The sequence below is a fragment of the Staphylococcus sp. MSU001 genome, from assembly GCF_052976705.1.
Map to the genome: position 1 here is coordinate 25,101 of NZ_JBRIKK010000019.1, position 25,145 is coordinate 50,245.

Consider the following 25,145-nt stretch of genomic DNA (forward strand, 5'->3'; position numbering starts at 1 on the left):
CGTTTTTTAATCCCACACATCCAGGTGGTTCATTTTAAGGTTAAATAAAATTTAGTAAGTAAAACACTTACTAATTCTCACTTATTAATGCAACTATTGTCGCATTAACATTAATACCTACATATTTTCCTAACGCATGTTGGCTAGAAAAAAATGAGACTGGTATGTTTTTATGATTGATATAGCTTAACACGCGAGTTAGTAAATGAACTTCAACGTCTTGAGCAATAATCAATGATGTAACTTGATCTTTCTTTAACGCTTTAAGCGTTTCTTTAAGACCAACTACATATTGTTGTTTGTTAAAGCGTGCAACTTTTTCATTAGACATCTACATATCCTCCAAAGTTCTGCTTGCATCAACCTTTAATATATTAACATTATTTGTTACTAATAGTCAACAACTTATATTTGCATTTATAAATAAAATATAAACCCCTTCAAAATTTCATGTTAATTATTACAACATCTATAATTTATAGCAAAAAAGAAGAGAGTGGGACATAATAAACTAAACTCATCGTCCCACTCTTGAATGATATTTCTGGCACAAATATTTTCGTATGAAAATCTCTGTACTAGAATTTTATGGCTCATAATTTTCGGCCTAATGAATGATTTGCGACAATGTCATAAATCAAAGTCTAATTAGACTCTTTATTCTATCGTTTCAACTTCTTCACTTGTTTCTGTTACTGGTGCAGTAGCTTTATCGTATTGAATATCACTATAACGTCTCATACCAGTACCAGCAGGAATTAACTTACCGATAATAACATTCTCTTTAAGACCAAGTAAATCATCACGTTTACCTTTAATAGCTGCATCAGTAAGCACACGTGTTGTTTCTTGGAATGAAGCTGCTGATAAGAAGCTTTCAGTTTCCAGAGAAGCTTTAGTAATACCAAGTAATACTGGTTTAGCTGTAGCTGGACGTTTACGATGTTTGAATGCATCTCTGTTAGCGTCAGTAAAGTTATGAATATCAACTAGTGAACCTGGTAATAATTTAGTGTCACCAGCTTCAATGATGCGAACTTTACGTAACATTTGTCTTACCATAACTTCAACGTGTTTGTCGTCAATTTCAACACCTTGCATACGGTAAACTTTTTGTACTTCTTTTAATAAGTAACTTTCAGTTGCATTTAGGCCTGCTACAGATAAATAGTTTTTAGGTTCAATTGAACCTTCTGTTAGAACTTCACCACGTTCAACAGATTGACCTATTTCAACTTTAAGTCTTGAAGTACCTGATGCTAGATAAGATCTAGTTTCATTAGCACCTTTAACAATTATTTCTTGTTGGCGATCTTTTGCTAATTTAATATCATCAACTACACCTTCGATTTCAGTAATCACAGCTTGACCTTTTGGATTACGTGCCTCAAAGATTTCTTGGATACGAGGAAGACCTTGAGTGATGTCACTTCCTGCTACACCACCAGTGTGGAATGTACGCATTGTAAGTTGGGTACCTGGTTCACCGATAGATTGAGCGGCAATTGTACCAACTGCTTCACCCACTTCAACTTTTTCACCAGTAGCAAGGTTTTTACCATAACATTTTTCACATACACCATGACGTGTGTTACATGTAAATGCTGAGCGTATATACATTTGCTCAATACCTGCATCAGTGATTTGTTTTGCAATATCTGGTGTAATTAATTCGTCTGGGCGAATAATTACTTCGTCTGTTTCAGGATGTCGAATTGTTTCTTTAGAATAACGACCTTCGATACGTTCTATAAATGGTTCAATCATTTCAGTTCCTTCTTTTATATCAGAAACTAATAAACCACGATCTGTACCACAATCTTCTTCACGAACGATAACATCTTGTGCTACATCAACAAGACGACGAGTAAGGTAACCAGAGTCAGCTGTTTTAAGTGCTGTATCGGCAAGACCTTTACGCGCACCATGTGTAGAAATAAAGTATTCTAATACCGTTAAACCTTCACGGAATGAAGATGTGATTGGTAATTCTATAATCTTACCAGATGGTGCTGCCATTAATCCACGCATACCAGCTAATTGAGTGAAGTTTGATGCATTACCACGGGCACCAGAATCACTCATCATGAATATTGGGTTAGTTTTTTCAAGAGACTGCATTAATTCGCCTTGAATTTGGTCTTTTGCGTCAGTCCAAATTTCTACAACAGCATTGTAACGCTCGTCTTCAGTGATTAAACCACGATTATATTGTTTAGTCACACGTTCAACTAATTTTTCATGTTCATCTAAAATGTCTTGTTTATCTGGAAGTACAACAATGTCAGAAACACCAACAGTAATACCAGCTTTAGATGAGAATTTGAATCCTAAATCTTTCATTCTATCAAGCATCATTGAAGTATCAGTAATGCTAAATCTATTGAATACTTCTGCGATAATATTTCCTAAGAACTTTTTGTTGAAAGGTTCAATAAGTTCTGTATTATCAAAGTATTCTTTTAGTCCACCTTCACCTAATTGCGTAGGATCAACAAAGTATTTATCAGGTGTCGTTCTTTCTAGATTAGCTTGACTTGGTTCATTAATGTATGCAAATGAATCAGGAATAATTTCATTGAAAATAATTTTACCTACTGAAGTAGCTAAAATTTTGCTATTTTGCTCATCAGTAAACGTTGGATTATTAAATGAATTAGCATGAACACCAATACGAGTGTGTAGATGTACATAACCATTTGCATAAGCTTTTAAAACCTCATTAGTATCGTTAAAGATTGCACCAGTATTCACGGCATCTTTTCGCTCTAATGTTAGGTAATAGTTACCTAAAACCATATCTTGTGATGGTGTTACAACTGGCTTACCATCTTTAGGGTTTAGGATGTTTTGTGCTGCAAGCATAAGCATACGTGCTTCAGCTTGAGCTTCTTTTGATAATGGAACGTGAACAGCCATTTGGTCACCATCAAAGTCTGCATTATAAGCAGTTGTAACAAGAGGGTGAAGGCGAATTGCACGACCTTCTACTAGAGTAGGTTCAAATGCCTGAATACCTAGTCTGTGTAGTGTTGGAGCACGGTTTAATAGTACTGGATGTTCAGTTATAACATCTTCAAGCACATCCCAAACTTCATCGTCCATACGTTCAATTTTACTTTTAGCATTTTTAATGTTTGTAGCAATCTCACGTTGAACTAACTCTTTCATAACGAATGGTTTAAATAATTCAAGCGCCATTTCTTTTGGTAAACCACATTGATACATTTTCAAGCTTGGTCCAACTGCGATAACTGAACGCCCTGAATAGTCAACACGTTTACCTAGTAAGTTTTGACGGAAACGTCCTTGCTTACCTTTAAGCATATGTGAAAGAGATTTCAATGGACGGTTACCTGGTCCCGTTACAGGGCGACCACGACGACCATTGTCAATTAAAGCATCGACTGCTTCTTGTAACATACGTTTTTCATTTTGAACAATGATGCCTGGTGCTCCAAGGTCTAATAAACGTTTTAAACGGTTGTTACGATTGATAACACGACGATACAAGTCATTTAAATCACTTGTAGCGAAACGTCCACCGTCTAATTGAACCATCGGACGAATTTCAGGTGGTATAATAGGTAATACATCTAAAATCATCCAAGAAGGATTATTCCCAGAATTTCTAAATGACTCAACTACCTCTAAACGTTTAATCGCACGTGTTAATCTTTGACCTGTTGCAGATTCAAGCTCATCACGTAACTCTTTTAATTCTTCATCTAAATCAATTTCTTCTAATAGGTCTTTTATACCTTCTGCACCCATTTTGGCAACAAATTGATTTGGGTATTTATCATAATATTCTCTGAATTCAGCTTCAGATAATAATGTTTTCTTTTCAAGTCCAGTTGGTCCTGGATCAACTACAACATATGAAGCGAAGTATATTACTTCTTCTAATGCTCTAGGAGACATATCTAATAATAGCCCCATACGACTTGGAATTCCTTTGAAATACCAAATGTGAGATACGGGTGCTGCTAATTCAATATGACCCATTCTTTCACGACGCACTTTTGATTTCGTTACTTCAACGCCACATCTATCACATACCATACCTTTGTAGCGTACACGTTTGTACTTACCACAACTACATTCCCAATCTTTAGTAGGTCCGAAAATTCTTTCACAGAATAGACCATCTTTTTCAGGCTTAAGTGTACGGTAATTTATTGTTTCAGGTTTCTTAACTTCACCATAAGACCAAGAGCGAATTTTTTCAGGTGAAGCCAATCCTATTTTCATATAATGGAAATTATTTACATCAATCAAGGAGCCTACCTCCTTCAATTTAGATTAGCTGTGCTATTTGATTGATTACATTTATTGAAATTAAATACCTTAAAGAGGTTGAAATGACTAGCATTTCATACCTCTATGGTTTCAGTTATCTTAAGTGCTTATTAATCGGTAGTTTCTTTTTGTGATTCTGGAGCACTCTTTTGTTGTAAATCTACTTTGCGTTCTGCTGCATCTTCGTCATCAACATCGGCCATTTCGATTTCATTATCATGCTCATCCATCACTTTAACATCTAGACCTAAACTTTGTAGTTCTTTCATCAATACTCGGAATGATTCTGGAACACTAGGTCTAGAAATATTCTCACCTTTAACTATAGACTCGTAAGTTTTAACACGACCTACAGTATCATCAGATTTATAAGTTAAGATTTCTTGTAAAGTATAAGCAGCACCATAAGCTTCAAGTGCCCATACCTCCATCTCACCGAAACGTTGACCACCAAATTGTGCTTTACCACCTAATGGTTGTTGTGTAACAAGTGAGTATGGTCCAGTAGAACGTGCATGTAACTTATCATCTACCATGTGTGCAAGTTTAAGCATATACATGACACCAACTGAAATACGATTATCGAAAGGTTCACCAGTTCGTCCATCGTATAGGACAGTTTTACCATCACGCGCCATTCCAGCTTCTTCGATAGTTGACCAAACGTCATCATCGTTGGCACCATCAAACACTGGAGAAGCAACGTGGATTCCTAAGTTTTTAGCTGCCATACCTAAATGTAATTCTAATACTTGTCCAATGTTCATACGTGATGGTACACCTAATGGGTTTAACATAATGTCGATTGGTCGACCATCTGGTAAATATGGCATATCTTCTTCTGGAACAATCTTAGAAATAACACCTTTGTTACCGTGACGACCACACATTTTGTCACCAACATGTATTTTACGTTTTTGGACAATATATACACGTACTAATTGGTTAACTCCAGGAGATAAAGTATCGTCTCCTTCTTCACGATTAAAGACTTTAACATCTAAAACGATACCGCCAGCACCATGAGGTACACGTAATGATGTATCACGAACCTCACGTGCTTTTTCACCAAAGATAGCGTGTAATAATCTCTCTTCAGCTGTTAATTCTGTTACACCTTTAGGCGTTACTTTACCTACTAAGATGTCACCGTCTTTAACCTCTGCACCAACGTAAACGATACCACGATCATCTAAGTTCTTAAGTGCACTTTCAGATACGTTTGGAATATCACGTGTGATTTCCTCAGGTCCTAATTTCGTATCACGAGCTTCTGACTCATACTCTTCAATATGAATAGATGTATATACATCATCTTTAACTAGTCGTTCACTCATAATTACAGCATCCTCATAGTTGTAACCGTCCCATGTCATGAAACCAACAACTACATTTCGTCCTAATGCCATTTCTCCTAATTCCATTGAAGGACCGTCCGCTAAAATCTCATTATATTCAACAACATCACCAATTGATACAATCGGACGTTGGTTATAACAAGTACCAGAGTTTGAACGCTTGAATTTCGCTAAAGGATAACGATCTAATTCACCTTCATGCTCAGTTCCATTTTCTTCAACTAAACGACGAACTAAAATTTCATTAGATTCAACATGTTCAACGCGCCCTCTATGCTTAGCAGTGATTGCAGCACCAGAGTCTCTTGCGGCTACATGTTCCATACCTGTACCCACAAATGGAGCTTCAGGATTCATTAAAGGCACTGCTTGACGTTGCATGTTTGCTCCCATTAACGCACGGTTAGAGTCGTCATTTTCTAAGAATGGAATACATGCTGTTGCTGCTGAAACAACTTGTTTTGGTGAAACGTCCATGTAATCCATTTTCTCTTTAGCCATAACAGTGTTATTACCACGGAAACGACAAACAACTTCATCATCTAAGAAACGTCCATTTTCATCAAGTCTAGAATTAGCCTGTGCAACAACATAGCTATCCTCTTCATCAGCTGTCAAATAATCTATTTGATTGGTGATTGAGTTTGTATCTAAATCCACTTTACGATATGGCGTTTCAATAAAACCAAATTCATTCACTCTAGCATAACTTGACAATGAGTTTATTAAACCAATATTAGGACCCTCAGGTGTTTCAATTGGACACATACGCCCATAGTGAGAGTAGTGAACGTCACGCACTTCCATTTGAGCACGTTCACGTGTTAATCCACCAGGCCCTAAAGCAGATAAACGACGTTTGTGCGTTAACTCTGCTAACGGGTTAGCTTGGTCCATGAATTGAGATAATTGTGAACTACCAAAAAATTCTTTGATTGATGCAATAACTGGTCTGATATTAATCAGTTGTTGTGGCGTAATAGAATCTGTATCTTGTATTGACATTCTTTCACGAACAACACGTTCCATTCTTGATAAACCGATACGGAATTGATTTTGTAATAGCTCACCGACAGAACGTAAACGACGATTACCTAAATGATCAATATCATCTGTATAACCAATGCCATTCAATAAGTTGAAGAAATAACTCATTGAGGCAACAATATCTGCTGGAGTAATACATTTAACTTCAGAATCAGGTAGTGCATTACCAATGACAGTAGTCGTACGACCTTCTTCATCGTTAGGCACATATACTTTAATAGATTGGATTTCTACAGGTTCGTCAATTACGCTACCTTCAAGTTCAAATACTTCGCTATTAGCGTTTGTTTCTAATACGTCCATGATTTCGTCAAGTTTACGACGATCTAAAACTGTTCCTTCGTCAACGACAATTTCACCAGTTTCACTGTTAACAATTGGCTCTGCTAATTTTTGATTGAACAAACGATGTTTTAGGTGTAATTTTTTGTTCGCTTTATAACGACCTACACTAGCCAAATCATAGCGTTTAGGGTCGAAGAAACGAGAATATAATAAACTTTTAGCATTTTCTACTGTTGGTGGTTCGCCAGGACGTAAACGTTCATAAATCTCTAATAAAGCTTGTTCTGTATTTTCTGTCCCATCTTTTTCTAATGTATTACGTAAATACTCGCTGTCTCCTAATAAGTCAACAATTTCTTGATCAGTTGAGAAACCTAGCGCACGTAGTAATACAGTCAATGGTAATTTACGTGTTCTATCGATACGAACATATACAACATCTTTAGCATCCGTCTCATACTCTAACCAAGCACCACGGTTAGGAATGATTGTTGCATCATAGTTTTCACGTCCATTTTTATCGATTTTCTCATTAAAATACACGGATGGTGAGCGAACTAATTGAGATACGATAACACGTTCAGCACCATTAATTACGAACGTACCTGTATCTGTCATCAGTGGAAAATCACCCATGAAGACTTCTTGTTCTTTAACTTCACCAGTTTCTTTAATAATAAGACGCACTTTCACACGAAGAGGTGCAGCATAAGTAGCGTCACGGTTTTTTGATTCTTCTAAATCATATTTAGGTTCACCTAATCTGTAATCTACAAATTCTAAAGATAGGTTGCCAGTGAAATCTTCAATTGGAGAAATATCTCTGAACATTTCTAATAAACCTTCTTTAAGGAACCAATCATAAGATTTTGTTTGAATTTCTATTAAGTTTGGTAATTCTAATACTTCTGAAATTCTCGCGTAATTTCTACGTTTACGATGTCTTCCATATTGGACAACTTGACCTGCCAAACAGATTCACCCCTCAAAAATTGTGTGTTCACCCTTACTTTTCAATTGAATATAATAATTAATATAAAAGACAAAAAGAAAACGGCAACACATATGATGACACCATTTTCGATTTCTATTTACACTTAATTAATTTATCCATTTTACGTAAAAGTACACACTTATTGAACATAAATTTTTACATTTTATAACTATATCAGAATACCATTTCGAAATCAACCTTTTATACTTTTCAAAATATAATATCCTTTACTCTTAGCTATAATTTCTACATTGCCAAATAGTTCTTCTATTTTCTTTTTAGCTGAAGGCATACCTTGCTTTTTTTGAATGACGACATAAAGTTCACCTGTAGTCTTGAGTCTGTCAAACGCTTGTTCAAAGATTCGATGAACAATGTCCTTACCAGCTCTAATAGGGGGATTAGTTAAAATGTAATCAAAGCACTGATGATTGACAGCAGATAAACAATTACTTTCCATAATTGTTACATTATCCACTTGATTTTTCGTCTTATTCATTTCTGCCAACGCCAAGGCTCTATTGTTAATATCCAACATTGTAATCTGATGGTGTGGAGATGCTTTTCCTATTGCTAAACCGATAGGACCATATCCACATCCTACATCCGCAATGGTTTTACTTGGACCTGGAGGATGTTCTTTTAAAAATGTTTTAATTAGTAAGTCTGATCCAAAATCCACACTATCTTTTGAAAACACTCCAGCGTCAGTAGTAAGTTCTAGTTGCACATTTTTTATTTGATAATTAATTCTTTTTGGGTTACTTTTAACATCAGGTTGCTCATCGTAATAATGACTCATTTCTTCACCTCTATTTTTATCATTCAATCCAAAAGCATTTAGTATGCTTGTATTAATTAATTGAAAAACCCCGTTATTAGAATAACGGGGTTTTAACTTCTCAAAGAATTCAGGTTGCATTTGCATTGAAATCTATATTAAATAGGTTAAACATACATTTTCAACCTAACTATTTAATTAGAAAGTAGAAACTATTTTAATTCTACGCTAGCTCCAACTTCTTCTAATTGTTCTTTAAGTTTTTCAGCATCTTCTTTAGGCATAGCTTCTTTAATTACTTTAGGAGCTCCGTCTACTAATTCTTTAGCATCTTTCAATCCTAAGCCAGTTGCTTCTTTAACTGCTTTAACAACTTTAATTTTTGAAGATCCAGCTGAAGTTAATTCAACATCAAATTCAGTTTTTTCAGCTGCAGCATCTCCGCCACCAGCTGCACCTGCTGCTGCTACTGGAGCTGCTGCAGTTACACCAAATTCTTCTTCAATTGCTTTTACTAAATCGTTTAATTCTAATACTGACATTTCTTTAATTGCTTCAATGATTTGTTCTTGATTAGCCATTTTATATTTCCTCCATTAATTTAATTTTTATGCGCAATTATTCAGCGCTTTCTTCTTTTTGTTCTCCAACAGCTTTAACTGCATAAGCGAAGTTGCGTACAGGTGCTTGTAATACAGATAAAAGCATAGATACAAGACCATCGTGTGAAGGTAATGAACCAACTGTTTTAACTTCTTCAGCAGAGATAACGTTACCTTCCATAACGCCTGTTTTAACTTCTAAAGCTTCATGTTCTTTTGCAAATCCTGCAATAACTTTTGCTGGTGCAACAACATCTTCAGTAGAAGTTGCGATTGCTGTAGGACCTGTTAAGAATTCATCCAAGCCTTCGATACCTGCTTGTTCAGCAGCACGACGAACCATAGTGTTTTTGTATACTTTATACTCAACACCAGCTTCACGTAATTGTGAACGTAATTCAGTAACTTCTGCTACAGTTAAACCACGGTAGTCAACGATAACTGTTGAAACTGAATTTTTAAGTTGTTCAGCGATAGTATCGACTTGTTGTTTTTTTGCTTCAATGATAGCAGACATTCAGACACCTCCATTTAAATTTATTGGGTGCTTTTTTTAATCACAATAAAAAAAGCACTTTCTACCCACGGCAAAAAGTGCTTGAAAGATCATTAATCATCACGTTCAAGTCAATTTTAGCCTCGGTAGGATATTGTTTTAAGTTATTAATAACTCCTACTGTCTTAGGTAAAATAATCACAAGTATTAATATAACTGCTTTAGTATAAAAAGTCAACAAAAAATTACAGACTAAAATTGATAGTTAGCCTGCAATTTGTTTTCTATTTAAAATTTATAGTTTGAAAGATGAAGTATCGACTTTCACTCCAGGACCCATTGTTGTTGTAACAGCAACAGATTTGAAGTAAGTACCCTTAGCAGAAGCTGGTTTAGCTTTCGCTAATACATCTTGTAAAGTTCTGAAGTTATCAACTAATTTTTCTTCATCGAATGACACTTTACCAATTGACGCATGTACAATACCTGCTTTTTCAGCACGATATTCTACCTTACCTGCTTTGATTTCTTCAACTGCTTTTTTAACATCCATTGTTACAGTGCCAGTTTTAGGGTTAGGCATTAAACCTTTAGGTCCTAATACTCGACCAAGTTTACCAACTTCACCCATCATGTCAGGTGTAGCTACAACTACGTCGAAATCAAACCAACCTTGTTGGATTTTTTGTACGTAGTCTGCTTCACCTACATAATCTGCACCTGCTTCTTCAGCTTCAGTGATTTTATCGCCTTTAGCGAAAACGAGTACACGTTGCGATTTACCAGTACCGTGTGGTAATACTACTGCACCACGGATTTGTTGGTCATTTTTACGTGTATCAATTCCTAAACGGAATGCAACTTCAACAGAAGCGTCGAAATTAGCAACGCTAGTTTCTTTAGCTAATTTGATTGCTTCTTCAACACTATAATATTGAGTGCGGTCAACTTTACTAGCTGCTTCTTGATACTTTTTACCTTTTTTAGCCATTTATAGTTCCTCCTTTAGTGGTTTTAGCGGAATTTCCTCCCACATTCACTTGCGCCTTGCAAGTTAAGAGCAGATAACAGAGATGAACGTTAACATCACTACTTTGCAATGTTAGCAAACCAATAGACAATATTCATTGTATACCTATCTGTTACCTGCTTTTTATCGTCTAAATTAAGTTTATTTCAAATTAATTTAAAAAGTTTTGCTTTATTATTGTACAGTGATACCCATGCTACGTGCAGTACCTTCAATAATACGCATTGCCGCTTCTTCGTCTGCAGCATTTAAGTCTTGCATTTTTGTTTGAGCAATTTCGCGTACTTGATCTTTAGTTACTGTTGCAACTTTAGTTTTATTAGGTTCACCAGAACCTTTTTCAACACCAGCTGCTTTTTTAAGTAGTACTGGAGCCGGCGGAGTTTTTGTAATGAATGTAAATGAACGGTCTTCATAAACACTGATTTCTACCGGAATGATTAAACCTGCTTGTTCTTGCGTACGAGCATTGAATTCTTTACAGAATCCCATAATGTTCACACCTGCTTGACCTAATGCTGGACCAACTGGTGGTGCTGGATTCGCTTTACCTGCAGGAATTTGCAATTTAACTACTTTTTCTACTTTTTTAGCCACGATGTGCACCTCCTTGATATCGTGATGTGGTCACAGGGCTTAGTTTTGCCCTCCCACTCTTAAACATTTCGTGACGAAATGAGCGCTATAAAAGCGCGACCACATTATTTTAACACTCATATTGATAAAAAATCAATAGTAAAATTTCATCTTTACTAACTACGCTATTATTATTTGTTTTATTTTATACATTCATATCGTTTGTTAATGTACATCCATCACTTATAAATAAAGGAATATACTTTTCTAACCTACAATTCTATTTTCTTTTAATGAATATCTTTTTTAATCTATTCAAATGTGTTTTGAATAAATTTAAACAAAATGGTTTTATAATTTTTCAATTTGGTCAAATTCAACTTCTACAGGTGTTTCACGACCAAACATATCCACAAGTACAGTAAGCTTGAATTTATCCGCTTCAATCTCTTGTACTTCTCCAACTTGATTAGCAAAAGGACCTGATTGGATACGAACTTGTTCTCCAACATCGAGTTCAACATCTATTGTTTTCTCTTTAAGACCCATTTGCTTAAGAATGAAGCGTACTTCTTCAGGAAGTAGTGGGTTAGGTTTTGAGCCTGCACCTGCAGATCCGACAAATCCTGTAACTCCAGGAGTATTTCTAACTACATACCACGACTCATCTGTCATGATTAACTCAACTAACACATATCCAGGAAATGTTTTCTTCACAAGCTTTTTAGCTTTCCCGTCCTTAACTTGAGTTTCTTCCTCTTCTGGTATGACAACTCTGAAAATTTGTTCAGTCATATTCATAGATTCTACTCTTTTTTCTAAATTCTTTTTAACTTTATTTTCATATCCAGAATAGGTATGTACAGCATACCAACGCTTAGCGCCTACTTCTTCAGACATGTCTTCACTCCTAACCTAAAAATAATTGTTTTAATGCATTAATTCCTATGTCTAAGGCATAGAAAAAGACTAAGAAGAATATCACTGTAGATACAACTATTATTGTATATTTAAATAATTCTTCCTTAGTTGGCCAACTCGTCTTTTCCATTTCTGACTTAACGCCTTTAAAGAAACTTTCTTTTTTAGCCATCATAAGACCTCCACACTCTATGACTTTCTAATGAAAGTCATATTCAATTAATTGATACCATCTTATTTTGATTCTTTATGAACTGTATGCGCGTTACATCTTGGACAGTATTTTTTTAAAGTAAGTCTCGTTGCTGAGCCTTCTTTTTTAGGAACATTGTAATTCCGATTGCCACAATTCTCACAATTCAAAGGTACTTTCTTCACAATTATTCACCTTTACTCATTATAATACCAATATACTATACATAAGTATTGTATTAAATGTCAAACTTATACGCCACGCTATAATTTCCTCACTATACAGTATACTATTTACATATTATTTTCTTATTTAAAACTTCTTTTAAGTTTCCATTTACTACGTTGAATCGCATTATAAACAACTTTGGATTCTAAATTTAAAACCATGGCAATCTCTTTTGGCTTGTAATCATTAAGTAGTAATCGAATAATACGTCTTTCCATTCGACTGAGTTTGTCTTCGCTTCTTTTAAAAGCTAATGTTAATTCTTTTCTAATTATCGATCTTTCTATATCGTTTAATGCCAAAGTAGCATTATATTCAACAATATATTCATTAACAAGTAGCGGTTGACGTTTATAATTCGCTCTTACTTTTCTAAGATAGTCATATTTAACCGAACGAATTAAGAAGTAAATATAGTGTTCTATTGGTACACCTTGTTGATGGTCGAATTTATGCAAGGCACGGTAGAATTTAATAACAATCTCTTGATACATGTCCTCAATGTCATACTTATTATGGGAGATACACCTTATTTTTTTGTAAATCAGTGGCTTTAGTTCTTCTATTAAAGACTCAAATAGTTCTTCAGAACATTTATTTTCTGTTTGCGATAGACGCATTGCTGTATATTCTTGTTGCTGTTTATTCAGATTCATATATCTAACCTTTCGAGTAAGTTGAAATTAGTTTATATGAAATCTATCTAAAATCACAACAGAACAAAATTAGTCTTTATTCTGATTGCCACGTCTAATCTTTTCAAATTCTTCAAGTATCTCATTAGATAACGGAATTCTAATTCTTGGTTTCTTTTCGCTAAAATCATCAAGTGACTTGTTAACAACAACCTCATTTTCTTTTAATTCACGCCACATTTCTCTTGAAGAAATACGATATGCACCTGAACCAAAAATAGCATGTTGTTCACTCATATCACTTGTTACAACGGTAATGTGTGTCGTGTGTTTATTATATAGTTCATACACGTAGCGTTCTATAAAACTATCTGCAGTTTCTTTTTCTTTAGTAAAGATTGTTTTGACGCCATGATAGAAGTATTCCCTTTCTATCCCTGACTGTTCATAGGCATCAAATACACAGACAATTTCATCTGCTATTAATGCATTGTAGTTGGCAATTGTGTCTAATAATTGCTCTCTAGCTTCTTCTAAATTCTCTTTAGCAACAGTGCTAAGTGTTGAGGATTGGCCAATCATATTGTAGCCATCTATAATTAAGTATCTTTTCTTCATGACTTTTCCTCTAACTGATGACGTTTACGATATACTTCATACATCATTAAACTTGCAGCCACAGAAGCGTTCAAGCTATTGACATGTCCAACCATTGGAATCTTAATATGAAAATCACACTTATCACTCACTAAACGGCTCATACCTTGCCCCTCACTACCTATAACAATACCTAGTGACATATCTGCTTGTAAATCTCTATAATCCGTTGCATTACTAGCTTCTGTACCCGCAATCCAAAAGCCGCTGTCTTTTAATTCATCGATAGTTTTCGAAAGATTAGTAACTCTTATGACCGGAACATGCTGAATCGCTCCTGTAGAAGCTTTGGCAACGGTCTGTGTTAACGCAACTGATCGTCTTTTAGGTATAATAACCGCATCAACACCAGAAGCATCTGCTGTTCTTAATATAGAGCCAAGATTATGCGGATCTTCTAAACCATCTAAAATGATAACAGTTGAATAACGGTCTTTTTTCTTTTGTTTTTGTAAAAATTCATCGAAGTTTGCATATTCATATGGGGCTACTAAAGCAGCCACACCCTGGTGAGGTGCATTTGCTAAAAAATCTAATTTAGATTTTGGTACCGTTTGTACAATTAATTTTTGTGATTTTGCATTTTTTAAAATGTCGTTAATTTGTTGCTTTTTTATACCATCTTGAATCAAAATCTTATTTATGGCGTGACCTGATATAATTGCTTCTTTAACTGCGTGTCTGCCTACTATCACTATATCTTCCACATTCACACTACCTTTCATCCACTATCCTAACAATTGTTTCTAATAAGTTTTCTAATCGTTCTGATTGATGGTCTAAATATAAAAATCCGATAACAGCTTCTAACGCTGAACTTTTGCGATAAGTTTGAATGTCAGTATTTTTAGCTTTTGTATAACTTTTAGCGTTACGTCCTCGTTTTAAAACACTTAGCTCTTCCTCTGTAAACCAGTCAATCTCTAACAAATACTCTAAAGTCTCAGCTTGACTTTTCGCTGAAACGTAACTTTTCGATACTTGGTGCAAACGATGAGGTTTACTTTGTAATTTTAGCACGATATATTCACGCACATGTTGATCAAGTACTGCATCACCCATATATGCCAATGTTAAAGGATTAAGAAGTTTTACATTCATATGTTTAGCCACGTTTAAATCTTACACCTTGTGGGGTATCTTCTAAAATGATATGACGTGCTTTTAACATATCTCTAATTTCATCTGCTCGAGCGAAATCTTTATTTTTACGTGCTTCATTACGCTCCTCAATCAATTGTTCAATGTCTTCATCTAGTAACTCTTCTGTTTCTTTACTCTTAAGTGGTACACCAAGAACGTCACTAAAAATGCTATACACTTCTTTAAATCTATTTAAAACTTTTGTTGAAGTTGTGTTTTCTAATACATATTTATTTGCAAGTTTAGCTAAGTCATACCATGCAGTTACTGCATTAGCAGTATTAAAGTCATCATCCATTACTGTTTCAAATTGATTTAGTATTTTATCTATTTGTTGTATATATTCTGATTGTTCTTCCAAATCTGTAGCAATTTCTTCTCTTTCCTCAATTAACTTGTAGCTATTACGTATACGTTCAAGACCACTTCGCGCCGCACCTACTAATTCTAAATTGTAGTTTATTGGGCTACGATAATGCACACTAATCATAAAGAATCGTAATACGTCTGGATCGACTTCTTTAATGATATCGTGAACTAAAATGAAATTTCCTAGAGACTTACTCATTTTCTCATTATCAATATTAATAAAACCATTATGCATCCAATAATTTGCGAAAGGAGCATGATTATGAGCCTCTGATTGAGCAATTTCATTTTCATGATGCGGAAATTGTAAATCTGAACCACCTGCGTGAATATCTATTGTAGGTCCTAGTTCATGATAAGCCATTACCGAACATTCAATGTGCCAACCTGGTCTACCTTTACCAAACGGACTATTCCAACTAATTTCCCCTGGCTTAGCTTTCTTCCATAAAGTAAAATCTAACGCATCTTCTTTTTGTTCTCCAGCTTCAATACGAGCGCCAACTTTCAAATCATCTAATGATTGATGACTTAACTTACCATATCCATCAAATTGACGTGTTCTAAAATAGACATCACCGTCACTTTCATATGCATAACCTTCATCTACTAATTCCTTGATAAAATCAATAATTTCACCCATATGGTGCATCACACGCGGATTAGATGTAGCCTTTTTCACATTCAAAGCACCAACGTCCTCATAAAAAGCTTTAATATACTTTTCAGCAATTTCAGGAACACTTTCATTGAGTTCTTTAGAGCGATTAATGAGTTTATCATCAACGTCTGTGAAATTAGAAACATAAATGACCTCATATCCCTTATATTCGAAATATCTTCTGACTACATCATAATTAATAGCTGGTCGTGCATTTCCAATATGAATATAATTGTAAACTGTCGGCCCACATACATACATTTTGACCTTACCTGGTTCAATGGGCTCAAACGTCTCTTTCCGACGTGTTAAGGTATTATATAATGTAATCATCTTGAATCTCTCCATTCTTAGCTTTTTCAAGTTGTCTTTCTAAGTGTTTAATTTGTTCAAAAAGTGGATCAGGTAAGTTACGGTGATCAAATGTTTTACCAATACGTCTACCTTCTTGTTTAACAATGTGACCTGGTATACCTACTACAGTTGTATAACTAGGAACTGACTGTAATACTACAGAATTAGCTCCAATATTCACATTTGATTCAATTTTTATATTACCTAATATCTTAGATCCAGCTGCTATCAACACATTATCACCAATATCAGGATGGCGCTTTCCTTTTTCTTTACCTGTACCACCTAAAGTAACTCCTTGATAAATAGTGACATTATCACCAATTGTACATGTTTCTCCAATAACTACACCCATGCCATGGTCGATAAATAAACGCTTACCAATTTTTGCACCTGGATGTATTTCGATTCCGGTGAAAAAACGTGATAATTGAGAAATCATTCTGGCTGCTACATAACGTCTATTTTTATATAATTTATGGGCAATTAAGTGACTCCAAACTGCATGTAATCCAGCGTAAGTAGTTATTACTTCTAAAGTCGATCGCGCTGCAGGATCCTGTTCAAACACCATCTTTATATCGTCTCTCATTCTTTTTAACACGAACGTCTCCCCCTTAGTCTAATCAAATTAATTTCAACACGTTTAAATCACTACACGGAATATCACTGATAGCATAGTTTAAAAATATGAAAAGAGCACCTCTAACATTTGTTGCTAGAGGCGCTCTCGCACGGTTCCACTCTTCATTTAATAGCAATACTCATATTTGATTTATTACTATTCTCATCTCAATTATTTATTTTTATTAACAAAGGTGCATTCATTAATATTTATGATGTGCTCACAGCTCCCGCACACTCTCTGACACATAAACATTTAACTACTAATCCTTTGAATCATTTTATATTTATAATCATATGTTGTCACTTGTAAAATTTCAAGTCGTAAACACTTTATGACTTAATATTTATTAAATAAATAACTAATCCTATTTATTTAAACAAGTTTTTTTAAGCGTGACAATACTTTATCTTTGCCTAATACTTCAATTGTGTTAGGTAATTCAGGACCATGCATTTGTCCAGTAACAGCAACACGAATAGGCATAAATAATTGTTTACCTTTAATACCAGTTTCTTTTTGAACTTCTTTAATCATTTTTTTAATTTCAGTTGCCTCAAATGATTCTAAAGATTCTAATTTACCATATAAGTGGTTCATTAGTTCTGGCACTTGTTCTCCTTGTAATACCTCTTGTTCATCTTTTCCTAGTTCCGGCATTTCATGGAAGAACATTTCTGATAATGGAACAATTTCACCAGCGTAACTCATTTCTTTTTGATACAACGCTATTAATTTACGTCCCCATTCTCTATCCTTTTCTGATGGGTTTTCAGGTATAAGATTAGCCTTGATTAAATGAGGTAATGCAAGTTCAAATACTGTTTCTGTATCTTTTGTTTTCATATACTGGTTGTTAACCCAAGCAAGTTTTTGTCTATCGAACATAGCTGGAGACTTAGACAAGCGTTTTTCATCAAAAATCTTTATAAATTCTTCTTTAGAAAAGATTTCCTCTTCACCTTCAGGTGACCAACCTAATAATGTAATAAAGTTAAATAATGCTTCTGGAAGATATCCTAAATCACGATATTGCTCGATAAATTGTAGGATTTGACCATCCCGCTTGCTTAACTTTTTACGCTCTTCATTAACAATGAGTGACATATGACCAAAACGAGGTGCTTCCCATCCAAATGCTTCATATATCATTAACTGCTTAGGTGTATTCGAAACATGGTCATCACCACGTATAACATCTGATATTTGCATATAATGATCATCTACGGCAACTGCAAAATTATAAGTCGGAACACCATCTTTTTTTACAATTACCCAGTCTCCGATATTGTCAGATTCAAAGGAAATTTCTCCTTTAACCATGTCATTGAACGTATATGTTTGATCTTTAGGCACACGGAAACGAATTGATGGTTTACGCCCTTCCGCTTCGTACTGTTGACGCTGTTCTTCTGTTAAGTGCGCATGTTGTCCACCATATCTTGGCATCTCTCCACGGGCAATTTGAGCTTCACGCTCTGCTTCTAACTCTTCTTCAGTCATATAACATTTATATGCTTTGTCTTCCTCTAATAGCTGTTGAATTAGTGGATTATAGATTTCTGCACGTTCAGATTGACGATAAGGTCCAAAACCTTTATCTTTATCGACGGATTCATCCCAATCCAAACCTAACCATTTTAGATTATCGAATTGTGAAGATTCACCATCTTTTAAATTACGTTTACTATCTGTATCTTCTATGCGAACAACAAAATCACCATTATAATGTTTAGCAAATAAATAATTGAATAATGCTGTTCTTGCATTACCAATATGCAAATATCCTGTTGGACTTGGCGCATATCTTACTCTGATACGTTCACTCATTATTTTCACTCCTACTATTAATTGTGTGGATAATAAATAGCCAAATATTAATTAAAATACTTTGCAAATTATACATCAATAAAATGATAACTATGACCACTAACAAAATATGCAAATAAATGCAGTAGTTTATTGTAAGTCGTTTAATTTTAAAAAAGTTATTCAAACGATAAGGATACGCTAAAGTATACCTTGATGAATAACTTGATTAAATATTGAATATTCTAATCCACCTAACATTTCAATAATATTGTAGCACTTAAAGGCCTCTTTGATAAGTCACATGTTTAATATGTATAACCTTGTTAAATAAAACCAATTTGAAATATTTCAATTAAATATAGCACCTAAATTCGTAAGGTACGTTTCACATGAAACCCTTATTCTAACAAAGATAATCTATAAAATTTTCAGTCAACAAATTTCGCAAAAACAATTCTTCCTGATGATGTTTGTAACAAACTTACGACCTCTAAATCAACTTGTTGACCAATGTAACTCTTCGCGTTATCAACAACCACCATTGTACCATCATCTAAATATCCTACGCCTTGTCCTGGCTCTTTACCTATCTTCGTTAATAAAATACTTAACTGGTCGCCTTGATGTACATTAGGTTTGATTGCTTCCGATAAATCATTAACGTTGAGTGCAGTAATTCCTTGAACATGACATACTTTATTTAAATTAAAATCAGTCGTAATCACATGTGCGTGATACTGTTGTGCTAATTTAATTAATAATGTATCTATATCACTATGGGATTGAGTTGGATGTATAACGCGTGTAGGGTAATCTAAATCATAAAGTTGATTCAAAATATCTAATCCTCTTTGACCTTTTTCACGTTTCACGCTATCTTTAGCATCCGCTATAACTTGTAATTCATTTATAACGCCTTGTGGTATTAATATATCACCATCGATAAATCCGCAACGTATAATATCTAATATCCTTCCATCGATAATTGCACTTGTATCTACAATCTTAGGTGTCGCTCTTCGTGTATTATTAGACATCGAACGTGCCATATTCTCTGGTAAAAACATAAGCATTTCATCTCTTTTTTTCAGACCAAATTGAAAGCCTAAATAACATAAAATAATAGTGATAATCATAGGTACAAAGTGATTTAATATGGAATTACCTATCATTTCTAAGATAAAAGAAACCATCACTGAAATAAATAAACCAATAATTAAACCAATTGTAGCAAATAATATTTCTACCGCACTGCGTCTCATGATTAATTGTTCAAATTGTTTAAAAGCATATGTTACTTTATTAATGAATAATCCAAATATAATAAAAAATATAATAATGCCTATGAAACTATCTACATAATAATTAGTGATAACCGCATGGTGATGAATGCCAAGATCTTTAACAACTTCAGGTATAATTATAACACCAAGAGCTGCACCAACAATGATATAGATTGCTACAACAATTGCTTTTGTTATATTCAACTTATATCCTCCTTCCATTGATGTTATATCGTAGTATGGCTTAATAATACGGCTTATCTCGGTTTTGAATGTAATGCATATTTTAAAGCTTCATGTACTGATGAAACACCAACGACTTGGATGCCTTCTGGGAATGTCCAACCTCCAATATTTGTCTGTGGAATAATAGCTCTTTTAAACCCTAGTTTGGCCGCTTCTTGAACACGTTGCTCTATGCGAGATACTCTGCGTACTTCACCTGTTAATCCAACTTCACCCACAAAACAATCTAATCCATCAACAGCTTGATCTTTAAAACTTGATGCTGTCGCAACAATAATACTTAAATCAACAGCAGGTTCTGTTAATTTGACGCCACCTGCTACTTTAATATAGGCATCTTGTTGTTGGAGTAAATAGTTTTCCTTTTTTTCTAGAACCGCCATAAGTAAACTTAATCGATTATGATCTATACCTGTAGCCATTCGTCTAGGATTATTAAATGTAGTTGGTGTAACAAGCGCTTGGACTTCAATGAGTAGTGGTCTTGTTCCTTCCATAGTGGGGACGATTGTAGAGCCCGGAACATTTGTAGAACGTTCCTCTAAAAACATTTCAGAAGGATTAAGTACACCTTTTAATCCACTTTGCTTCATTTCGAAAATCCCCATCTCATTTGTAGAACCAAATCTATTTTTTACTGCTCTAAGGATACGATAAGCGTGATGCTCGTCTCCTTCAAAATAAAGAACTGTATCAACCATATGTTCCAATAATCTTGGTCCGGCGATTTGTCCTTCTTTTGTTACGTGTCCCACAATAAATGTGGCAATATTCATCTGTTTAGCAATGTTCATTAAACTTTGTGTACTCTCTCTTACTTGTGATACCGATCCAGGTGCAGAACTAATTTCCGGATGATAGATTGTTTGAATCGAATCAACAACAAGTAAGTCAGGTCTCTCTTCTTTTACAGTTTGATGTATCACTTCTAAATCAGTTTCGGCTAAAACATTAAGATGACTAGAATCTTCTTCCAAACGATCAGCGCGCAACTTAGTTTGATTAATAGATTCCTCACCAGTAATATATAAAACATTCTTATTTTGTGACAGCGCAGCACAAATTTGTAGCAATAAAGTCGACTTACCAATACCTGGGTCTCCACCTATTAGTACTAATGAACCACTTACAATACCTCCACCTAAAACGCGGTTAAATTCCTTTGATTCTGTAAGTAGTCTAGGGGTAGCTTCATGCTTAACACTATTTAACTTTTGTACCTTACCTGCTGTTTCTTTTGTTTTTACACCATGTTTAGGATGAGCAACCTTTTCTACTATTTCTTCCATTTGATTCCACGCGCCGCAGTTAGGGCACTTACCCATCCACTTAGGAGATTGATAGCCACATGCCATACATTCGAATATTACTTTTTTCTTGGCCATTGAGACACCTCCGATTTAATATGAACAAATCTATTTTAAACTGACAAGTTGAATCTGACAAATTAAAAATAAATAATGATGTTGATAACACACTTATAAGTCTATAACCCTTTCATAATATTTCTATAATGAACCTATAACATTTATCATATGCTTATCTGTTTATACATTCTGGCAATTACCTTAATGATGATTCAGCAAAAATATAAGTGAATTTTTAAATAAAAACTAGGAACCTTTGATTTAGCGGTCTATTAATTTTATAAAAAAGCAATATTATAAAGATAATCATGTCATCGATAATTAATAAGAAATAAAACAATAACCTATGAAAAATCTCATAATACTGTTTTCATTTAATATGTGAACCAATGATTAAAAGCGATTCATTATTTAGTAATGAACTAAAATATTATGATTAACAAATATTGTTAAGTACATCATTAAAAATTTTAAATTGATTTCCCTCATTCTGTGTTACTTATCTTAGTAAATAAAATGCCTGAGACAACGATTGTCCCAGGCATTTTATTTATTGGCAATTGACAACCGAGTTGTACTTAGTCTAATCTCAATTTTCAACTCTAGTCCTCATTGCCAAGTGAGACAGCGAATTACTTAAGCTTTCTATCTCACTCTTTTTAATTTAATATTTAACGTTATAATTGTAGTAATTCAATATGTGAAATTAAAGTTATAAAAATTTAATTATGATTCTGTTGTTTCTTTTTTGGTTGTACTTTCATGAATATCATACTTAAATTCTTTACCATCATGATCAATTGTTACTTCTTTACCTTCAATTTTATTTCCATCTAAAATCAATTCACTTAAATTATCTTCAACCGTTTTTTGAATTGCTCTAATGAGTGGTCTAGCACCATATTCAGGATCATATCCTTCTTCTGCAATTTTTTCTTTCGCTTTATCAGTAACAACAATATTAATATTTTGCTCTGAAAGACGGTGTGTAAGTTTATTTACCATCATTGTAACAATTTCTTTTAATTCATCTTTTGTAAGTTTATGGAAGACAATAATGTCATCAACACGGTTTAAAAATTCTGGTCGGAATGAATTTTTTAATTCTTTCATCATTGTTTTTCTGACAGTTTCGTAGTCACTACCTTCTGAAGCACCTCCGAAACCAGCAAAGCGTTGGTCTTGTAATTCTTGAGCTCCCACATTAGAAGTCATAATAATCACAGTATTACGGAAGTCCACAGTACGACCTTTAGTATCTGTTAAATGACCATCATCTAAAACTTGTAGAAGAATATTAAAAACGTCAGGATGTGCTTTCTCAATTTCATCAAATAAAATGACAGAGTATGGTTTACGTCTAACTTTTTCAGTCAATTGACCGCCGTCATCATGTCCTACATATCCTGGAGGTGCACCAACTAATCGACTGACAGCATGTTTCTCCATAAATTCACTCATATCTACGCGAATCATTGCATCATCTTCACCAAACATAGATTCAGCTAAAGCACGTGCTAATTCAGTTTTACCGACACCTGTAGGTCCTAAGAAAATAAAACTACCGATTGGACGTTTTGGATCTTTAAGACCAGCACGAGCTCTTCGAACAGCTTTACTAATTGAATTCACAGCATCGTTTTGTCCAATGACACGTTTATGAAGTGTATCTTCAAGATTCAATAAACGATCTGATTCAGTTTCATTAATTTTAGTTAGAGGAATACCCGTCCAACCAGCTATTACTTCAGCGATATTTTCTTCAGATAAGGCAGTATCTAAACCACCTTGTGCATTTTTCCATTCATTTTTAGCATCTTCATATTGCTTTTCAAGTTTAGATTGCTTATCTCTTAAATTAGCGGCATTTTCAAATTCTTGGGCATGAACTGCAGCATCTTTTTCATTTTTTACTTTATCAATTTCTTGTTCAATCTCTTTTAAATTACTTGGAGTTGTATGACTTTTAAGTCTAACTTTTGAACTTGCCTCATCAATTAAGTCAATGGCTTTATCGGGCAAGAAACGATCTGAAACATAGCGATCACTCAATTTAGCAGCCGCTTCTAAAGCTTCATCTGAAATATTAATTCTGTGATGAGCCTCATAACGGTCACGTAATCCTTTTAAGATTTCAATCGTGTCTTCAACTGTAGGTTCATCCACTTGAATTGGTTGGAAACGACGTTCTAGTGCAGCGTCTTTTTCTATATTTTTACGATATTCATCTAATGTTGTGGCACCTATACATTGCAATTCTCCGCGAGCTAAAGCAGGTTTTAAAATATTAGATGCATCAATTGCTCCTTCTGCGCCACCAGCACCAACTAAAGTATGAAGTTCATCGATAAATAGAATAACATTACCAGCTTGATGAATTTCCTCCATTACTTTTTTCAATCTTTCTTCAAATTCACCACGATATTTAGTGCCAGCTACGACTGTACCCATATCTAATGACATTACACGTTTGTCTTTTAAATTTTCTGGTACTTCATTTTTAACAATTGCTTGCGCAAGTCCCTCAGCAATTGCTGTTTTACCAACACCGGGTTCACCAATTAGCACAGGATTATTTTTAGTACGACGACTTAAAACTTCAATTACACGAGTAATCTCTTTATCTCGTCCTACAACTGGATCTAACGTTCCATCTTTAGCAATAACAGTTAAATCTCTAGCTAATCCATCTAAAGTAGGCGTGTTATTAGACTTATTAGCTTGCGCATTTTTATTACTCATTTCTGGACTTCCTAAAGCTTTTACAACTTGGGCACGTGCTTTAGTAATATTTAAATCTAGGTTTGCAAACACACGTGCTGCAACACCTTCATTTTCTCTAATTAAACCTAATAGAATATGCTCTGTTCCTACAAAGTTATGATGTAGCTTTCGAGCTTCATCCATAGACAGTTCAATTACTTTTTTTGCTCTCGGTGTATAATGTAGTGTGCCCATTTGCTCTTGACCGTGACCGATAAGTTTTTCAACTTCTTCGATGACTTTATCTTCAGTAATATTAAAACTTTCTAATACCTTTGCAGCTATACCTTCTGGCTCTTTCATTAAACCAAGCAAAAGATGTTCTGTTCCAATATTAGAATGGTTCAAACGAATTGCTTCTTCTTGTGCATGTGCCAACACACGTTGTGCACGCTCTGTCAATCTACCAAATAACAT

Annotated in this window: 21 protein-coding genes and 1 other annotated feature; all 21 genes read right to left on the minus strand. The window is 34.4% G+C overall.

All coding sequences use genetic code 11. From position 1 onward, the window contains the following. Positions 1-70: 70 nt before the first annotated feature. Positions 71-331 (minus strand): ribosomal L7Ae/L30e/S12e/Gadd45 family protein, encoded by a 261-nt coding sequence (locus ACVBFA_RS09460; protein WP_002475490.1) that lies wholly within the window; start codon positions 329-331, stop codon positions 71-73. Positions 332-657: 326 nt separating this feature from the next. Beyond that, a complete protein-coding gene (gene rpoC / locus ACVBFA_RS09465; RefSeq protein ID WP_002445736.1) occupies positions 658-4,254 on the minus strand; it encodes a DNA-directed RNA polymerase subunit beta' in 3,597 nt (1,198 codons plus the stop codon). Between the two features lie 158 nt (positions 4,255-4,412). Next, positions 4,413-7,964, minus strand: a complete 3,552-nt coding sequence (gene rpoB, locus ACVBFA_RS09470) for a DNA-directed RNA polymerase subunit beta (protein WP_237638984.1) — start codon at positions 7,962-7,964, stop codon at positions 4,413-4,415. A 215-nt stretch (positions 7,965-8,179) separates the two neighbouring features. Then, positions 8,180-8,788: a class I SAM-dependent methyltransferase gene (locus ACVBFA_RS09475; protein WP_126122435.1), complete on the minus strand. Its 609-nt coding sequence runs from the start codon at positions 8,786-8,788 to the stop codon at positions 8,180-8,182. A 191-nt stretch (positions 8,789-8,979) separates the two neighbouring features. Beyond that, complete coding sequence (gene rplL, locus ACVBFA_RS09480) at positions 8,980-9,348, minus strand: 50S ribosomal protein L7/L12 (RefSeq protein WP_001832283.1); 369 nt, start codon at positions 9,346-9,348, stop codon at positions 8,980-8,982. Positions 9,349-9,385: 37 nt separating this feature from the next. Next, positions 9,386-9,886 carry a 50S ribosomal protein L10 gene (gene rplJ, locus ACVBFA_RS09485; RefSeq protein WP_001832306.1) on the minus strand — a complete coding sequence of 167 codons (501 nt, stop codon included), beginning with the start codon at positions 9,884-9,886 and terminating at the stop codon, positions 9,386-9,388. Between the two features lie 39 nt (positions 9,887-9,925). Continuing rightward, positions 9,926-10,073, minus strand: a sequence feature (ribosomal protein L10 leader region). An 87-nt stretch (positions 10,074-10,160) separates the two neighbouring features. Then, complete coding sequence (gene rplA, locus ACVBFA_RS09490) at positions 10,161-10,856, minus strand: 50S ribosomal protein L1 (protein ID WP_001832314.1); 696 nt, start codon at positions 10,854-10,856, stop codon at positions 10,161-10,163. Positions 10,857-11,069: 213 nt separating this feature from the next. Beyond that, positions 11,070-11,492, minus strand: coding sequence for a 50S ribosomal protein L11 (gene rplK, locus ACVBFA_RS09495; protein WP_001832298.1), 423 nt, complete (start codon positions 11,490-11,492; stop codon positions 11,070-11,072). Between the two features lie 330 nt (positions 11,493-11,822). Then, positions 11,823-12,371, minus strand: a complete 549-nt coding sequence (nusG, locus tag ACVBFA_RS09500) for a transcription termination/antitermination protein NusG (protein ID WP_002458643.1) — start codon at positions 12,369-12,371, stop codon at positions 11,823-11,825. Between the two features lie 10 nt (positions 12,372-12,381). Then, positions 12,382-12,564, minus strand: coding sequence for a preprotein translocase subunit SecE (gene secE / locus ACVBFA_RS09505; RefSeq protein WP_002438679.1), 183 nt, complete (start codon positions 12,562-12,564; stop codon positions 12,382-12,384). Between the two features lie 62 nt (positions 12,565-12,626). Further along, positions 12,627-12,770 (minus strand): 50S ribosomal protein L33, encoded by a 144-nt coding sequence (gene rpmG / locus ACVBFA_RS09510; protein WP_001832285.1) that lies wholly within the window; start codon positions 12,768-12,770, stop codon positions 12,627-12,629. A 123-nt stretch (positions 12,771-12,893) separates the two neighbouring features. Next, positions 12,894-13,469, minus strand: a complete 576-nt coding sequence (locus ACVBFA_RS09515) for a sigma-70 family RNA polymerase sigma factor (RefSeq protein WP_126122431.1) — start codon at positions 13,467-13,469, stop codon at positions 12,894-12,896. Between the two features lie 69 nt (positions 13,470-13,538). Beyond that, complete coding sequence (locus tag ACVBFA_RS09520; RefSeq protein ID WP_126122430.1) at positions 13,539-14,066, minus strand: NYN domain-containing protein; 528 nt, start codon at positions 14,064-14,066, stop codon at positions 13,539-13,541. Further along, a complete protein-coding gene (gene rlmB, locus ACVBFA_RS09525; protein ID WP_002458646.1) occupies positions 14,063-14,812 on the minus strand; it encodes a 23S rRNA (guanosine(2251)-2'-O)-methyltransferase RlmB in 750 nt (249 codons plus the stop codon). Before rlmB ends, ACVBFA_RS09520 begins: the two co-directional genes overlap by 4 nt. Positions 14,813-14,819: 7 nt before the next feature. Further along, positions 14,820-15,206: a Mini-ribonuclease 3 gene (locus ACVBFA_RS09530; RefSeq protein WP_002486691.1), complete on the minus strand. Its 387-nt coding sequence runs from the start codon at positions 15,204-15,206 to the stop codon at positions 14,820-14,822. A gap of 4 nt (positions 15,207-15,210) precedes the next feature. Continuing rightward, positions 15,211-16,611, minus strand: coding sequence for a cysteine--tRNA ligase (gene cysS, locus ACVBFA_RS09535; RefSeq protein ID WP_002486692.1), 1,401 nt, complete (start codon positions 16,609-16,611; stop codon positions 15,211-15,213). Next, positions 16,595-17,224, minus strand: a complete 630-nt coding sequence (gene cysE, locus ACVBFA_RS09540) for a serine O-acetyltransferase (RefSeq protein WP_172952487.1) — start codon at positions 17,222-17,224, stop codon at positions 16,595-16,597. Before cysE ends, cysS begins: the two co-directional genes overlap by 17 nt. 408 nt (positions 17,225-17,632) lie before the next feature. Next, positions 17,633-19,087 carry a glutamate--tRNA ligase gene (gene gltX / locus ACVBFA_RS09545; RefSeq protein ID WP_038813067.1) on the minus strand — a complete coding sequence of 485 codons (1,455 nt, stop codon included), beginning with the start codon at positions 19,085-19,087 and terminating at the stop codon, positions 17,633-17,635. 410 nt (positions 19,088-19,497) lie between these two features. Next, positions 19,498-20,556 carry a PIN/TRAM domain-containing protein gene (locus tag ACVBFA_RS09550; protein WP_002486699.1) on the minus strand — a complete coding sequence of 353 codons (1,059 nt, stop codon included), beginning with the start codon at positions 20,554-20,556 and terminating at the stop codon, positions 19,498-19,500. Positions 20,557-20,609: 53 nt separating this feature from the next. Beyond that, complete coding sequence (gene radA, locus ACVBFA_RS09555; protein ID WP_002458651.1) at positions 20,610-21,983, minus strand: DNA repair protein RadA; 1,374 nt, start codon at positions 21,981-21,983, stop codon at positions 20,610-20,612. A 708-nt stretch (positions 21,984-22,691) separates the two neighbouring features. Next, a complete protein-coding gene (locus tag ACVBFA_RS09560) occupies positions 22,692-25,145 on the minus strand; it encodes an ATP-dependent Clp protease ATP-binding subunit (RefSeq protein ID WP_126122429.1) in 2,454 nt (817 codons plus the stop codon).

What these genes read in the sequence shown, in the direction of transcription:
- cysS (WP_002486692.1), bottom strand. Translation starts at nt 16,611, where the DNA reads ATGATTACATTATATAATACCTTAACACGTCGGAAAGAGACGTTTGAG.
- ACVBFA_RS09460 (WP_002475490.1), bottom strand. Translation starts at nt 331, where the DNA reads ATGTCTAATGAAAAAGTTGCACGCTTTAACAAACAACAATATGTAGTT.
- rplL (WP_001832283.1), bottom strand. Translation starts at nt 9,348, where the DNA reads ATGGCTAATCAAGAACAAATCATTGAAGCAATTAAAGAAATGTCAGTA.
- nusG (WP_002458643.1), bottom strand. Translation starts at nt 12,371, where the DNA reads ATGTCTGAAGAAGTAGGCGCTAAGCGTTGGTATGCTGTACATACCTAT.
- rplA (WP_001832314.1), bottom strand. Translation starts at nt 10,856, where the DNA reads ATGGCTAAAAAAGGTAAAAAGTATCAAGAAGCAGCTAGTAAAGTTGAC.
- rpoC (WP_002445736.1), bottom strand. Translation starts at nt 4,254, where the DNA reads ATGAAAATAGGATTGGCTTCACCTGAAAAAATTCGCTCTTGGTCTTAT.
- ACVBFA_RS09515 (WP_126122431.1), bottom strand. Translation starts at nt 13,469, where the DNA reads ATGAATCTGAATAAACAGCAACAAGAATATACAGCAATGCGTCTATCG.
- rplJ (WP_001832306.1), bottom strand. Translation starts at nt 9,886, where the DNA reads ATGTCTGCTATCATTGAAGCAAAAAAACAACAAGTCGATACTATCGCT.
- gltX (WP_038813067.1), bottom strand. Translation starts at nt 19,087, where the DNA reads ATGAGTGAACGTATCAGAGTAAGATATGCGCCAAGTCCAACAGGATAT.
- ACVBFA_RS09475 (WP_126122435.1), bottom strand. Translation starts at nt 8,788, where the DNA reads ATGAGTCATTATTACGATGAGCAACCTGATGTTAAAAGTAACCCAAAA.
- radA (WP_002458651.1), bottom strand. Translation starts at nt 21,983, where the DNA reads ATGGCCAAGAAAAAAGTAATATTCGAATGTATGGCATGTGGCTATCAA.
- ACVBFA_RS09520 (WP_126122430.1), bottom strand. Translation starts at nt 14,066, where the DNA reads ATGAAGAAAAGATACTTAATTATAGATGGCTACAATATGATTGGCCAA.
- cysE (WP_172952487.1), bottom strand. Translation starts at nt 17,224, where the DNA reads ATGAGAGACGATATAAAGATGGTGTTTGAACAGGATCCTGCAGCGCGA.
- ACVBFA_RS09530 (WP_002486691.1), bottom strand. Translation starts at nt 15,206, where the DNA reads ATGAATGTAAAACTTCTTAATCCTTTAACATTGGCATATATGGGTGAT.
- secE (WP_002438679.1), bottom strand. Translation starts at nt 12,564, where the DNA reads ATGGCTAAAAAAGAAAGTTTCTTTAAAGGCGTTAAGTCAGAAATGGAA.
- ACVBFA_RS09560 (WP_126122429.1), bottom strand. Translation starts at nt 25,145, where the DNA reads ATGTTATTTGGTAGATTGACAGAGCGTGCACAACGTGTGTTGGCACAT.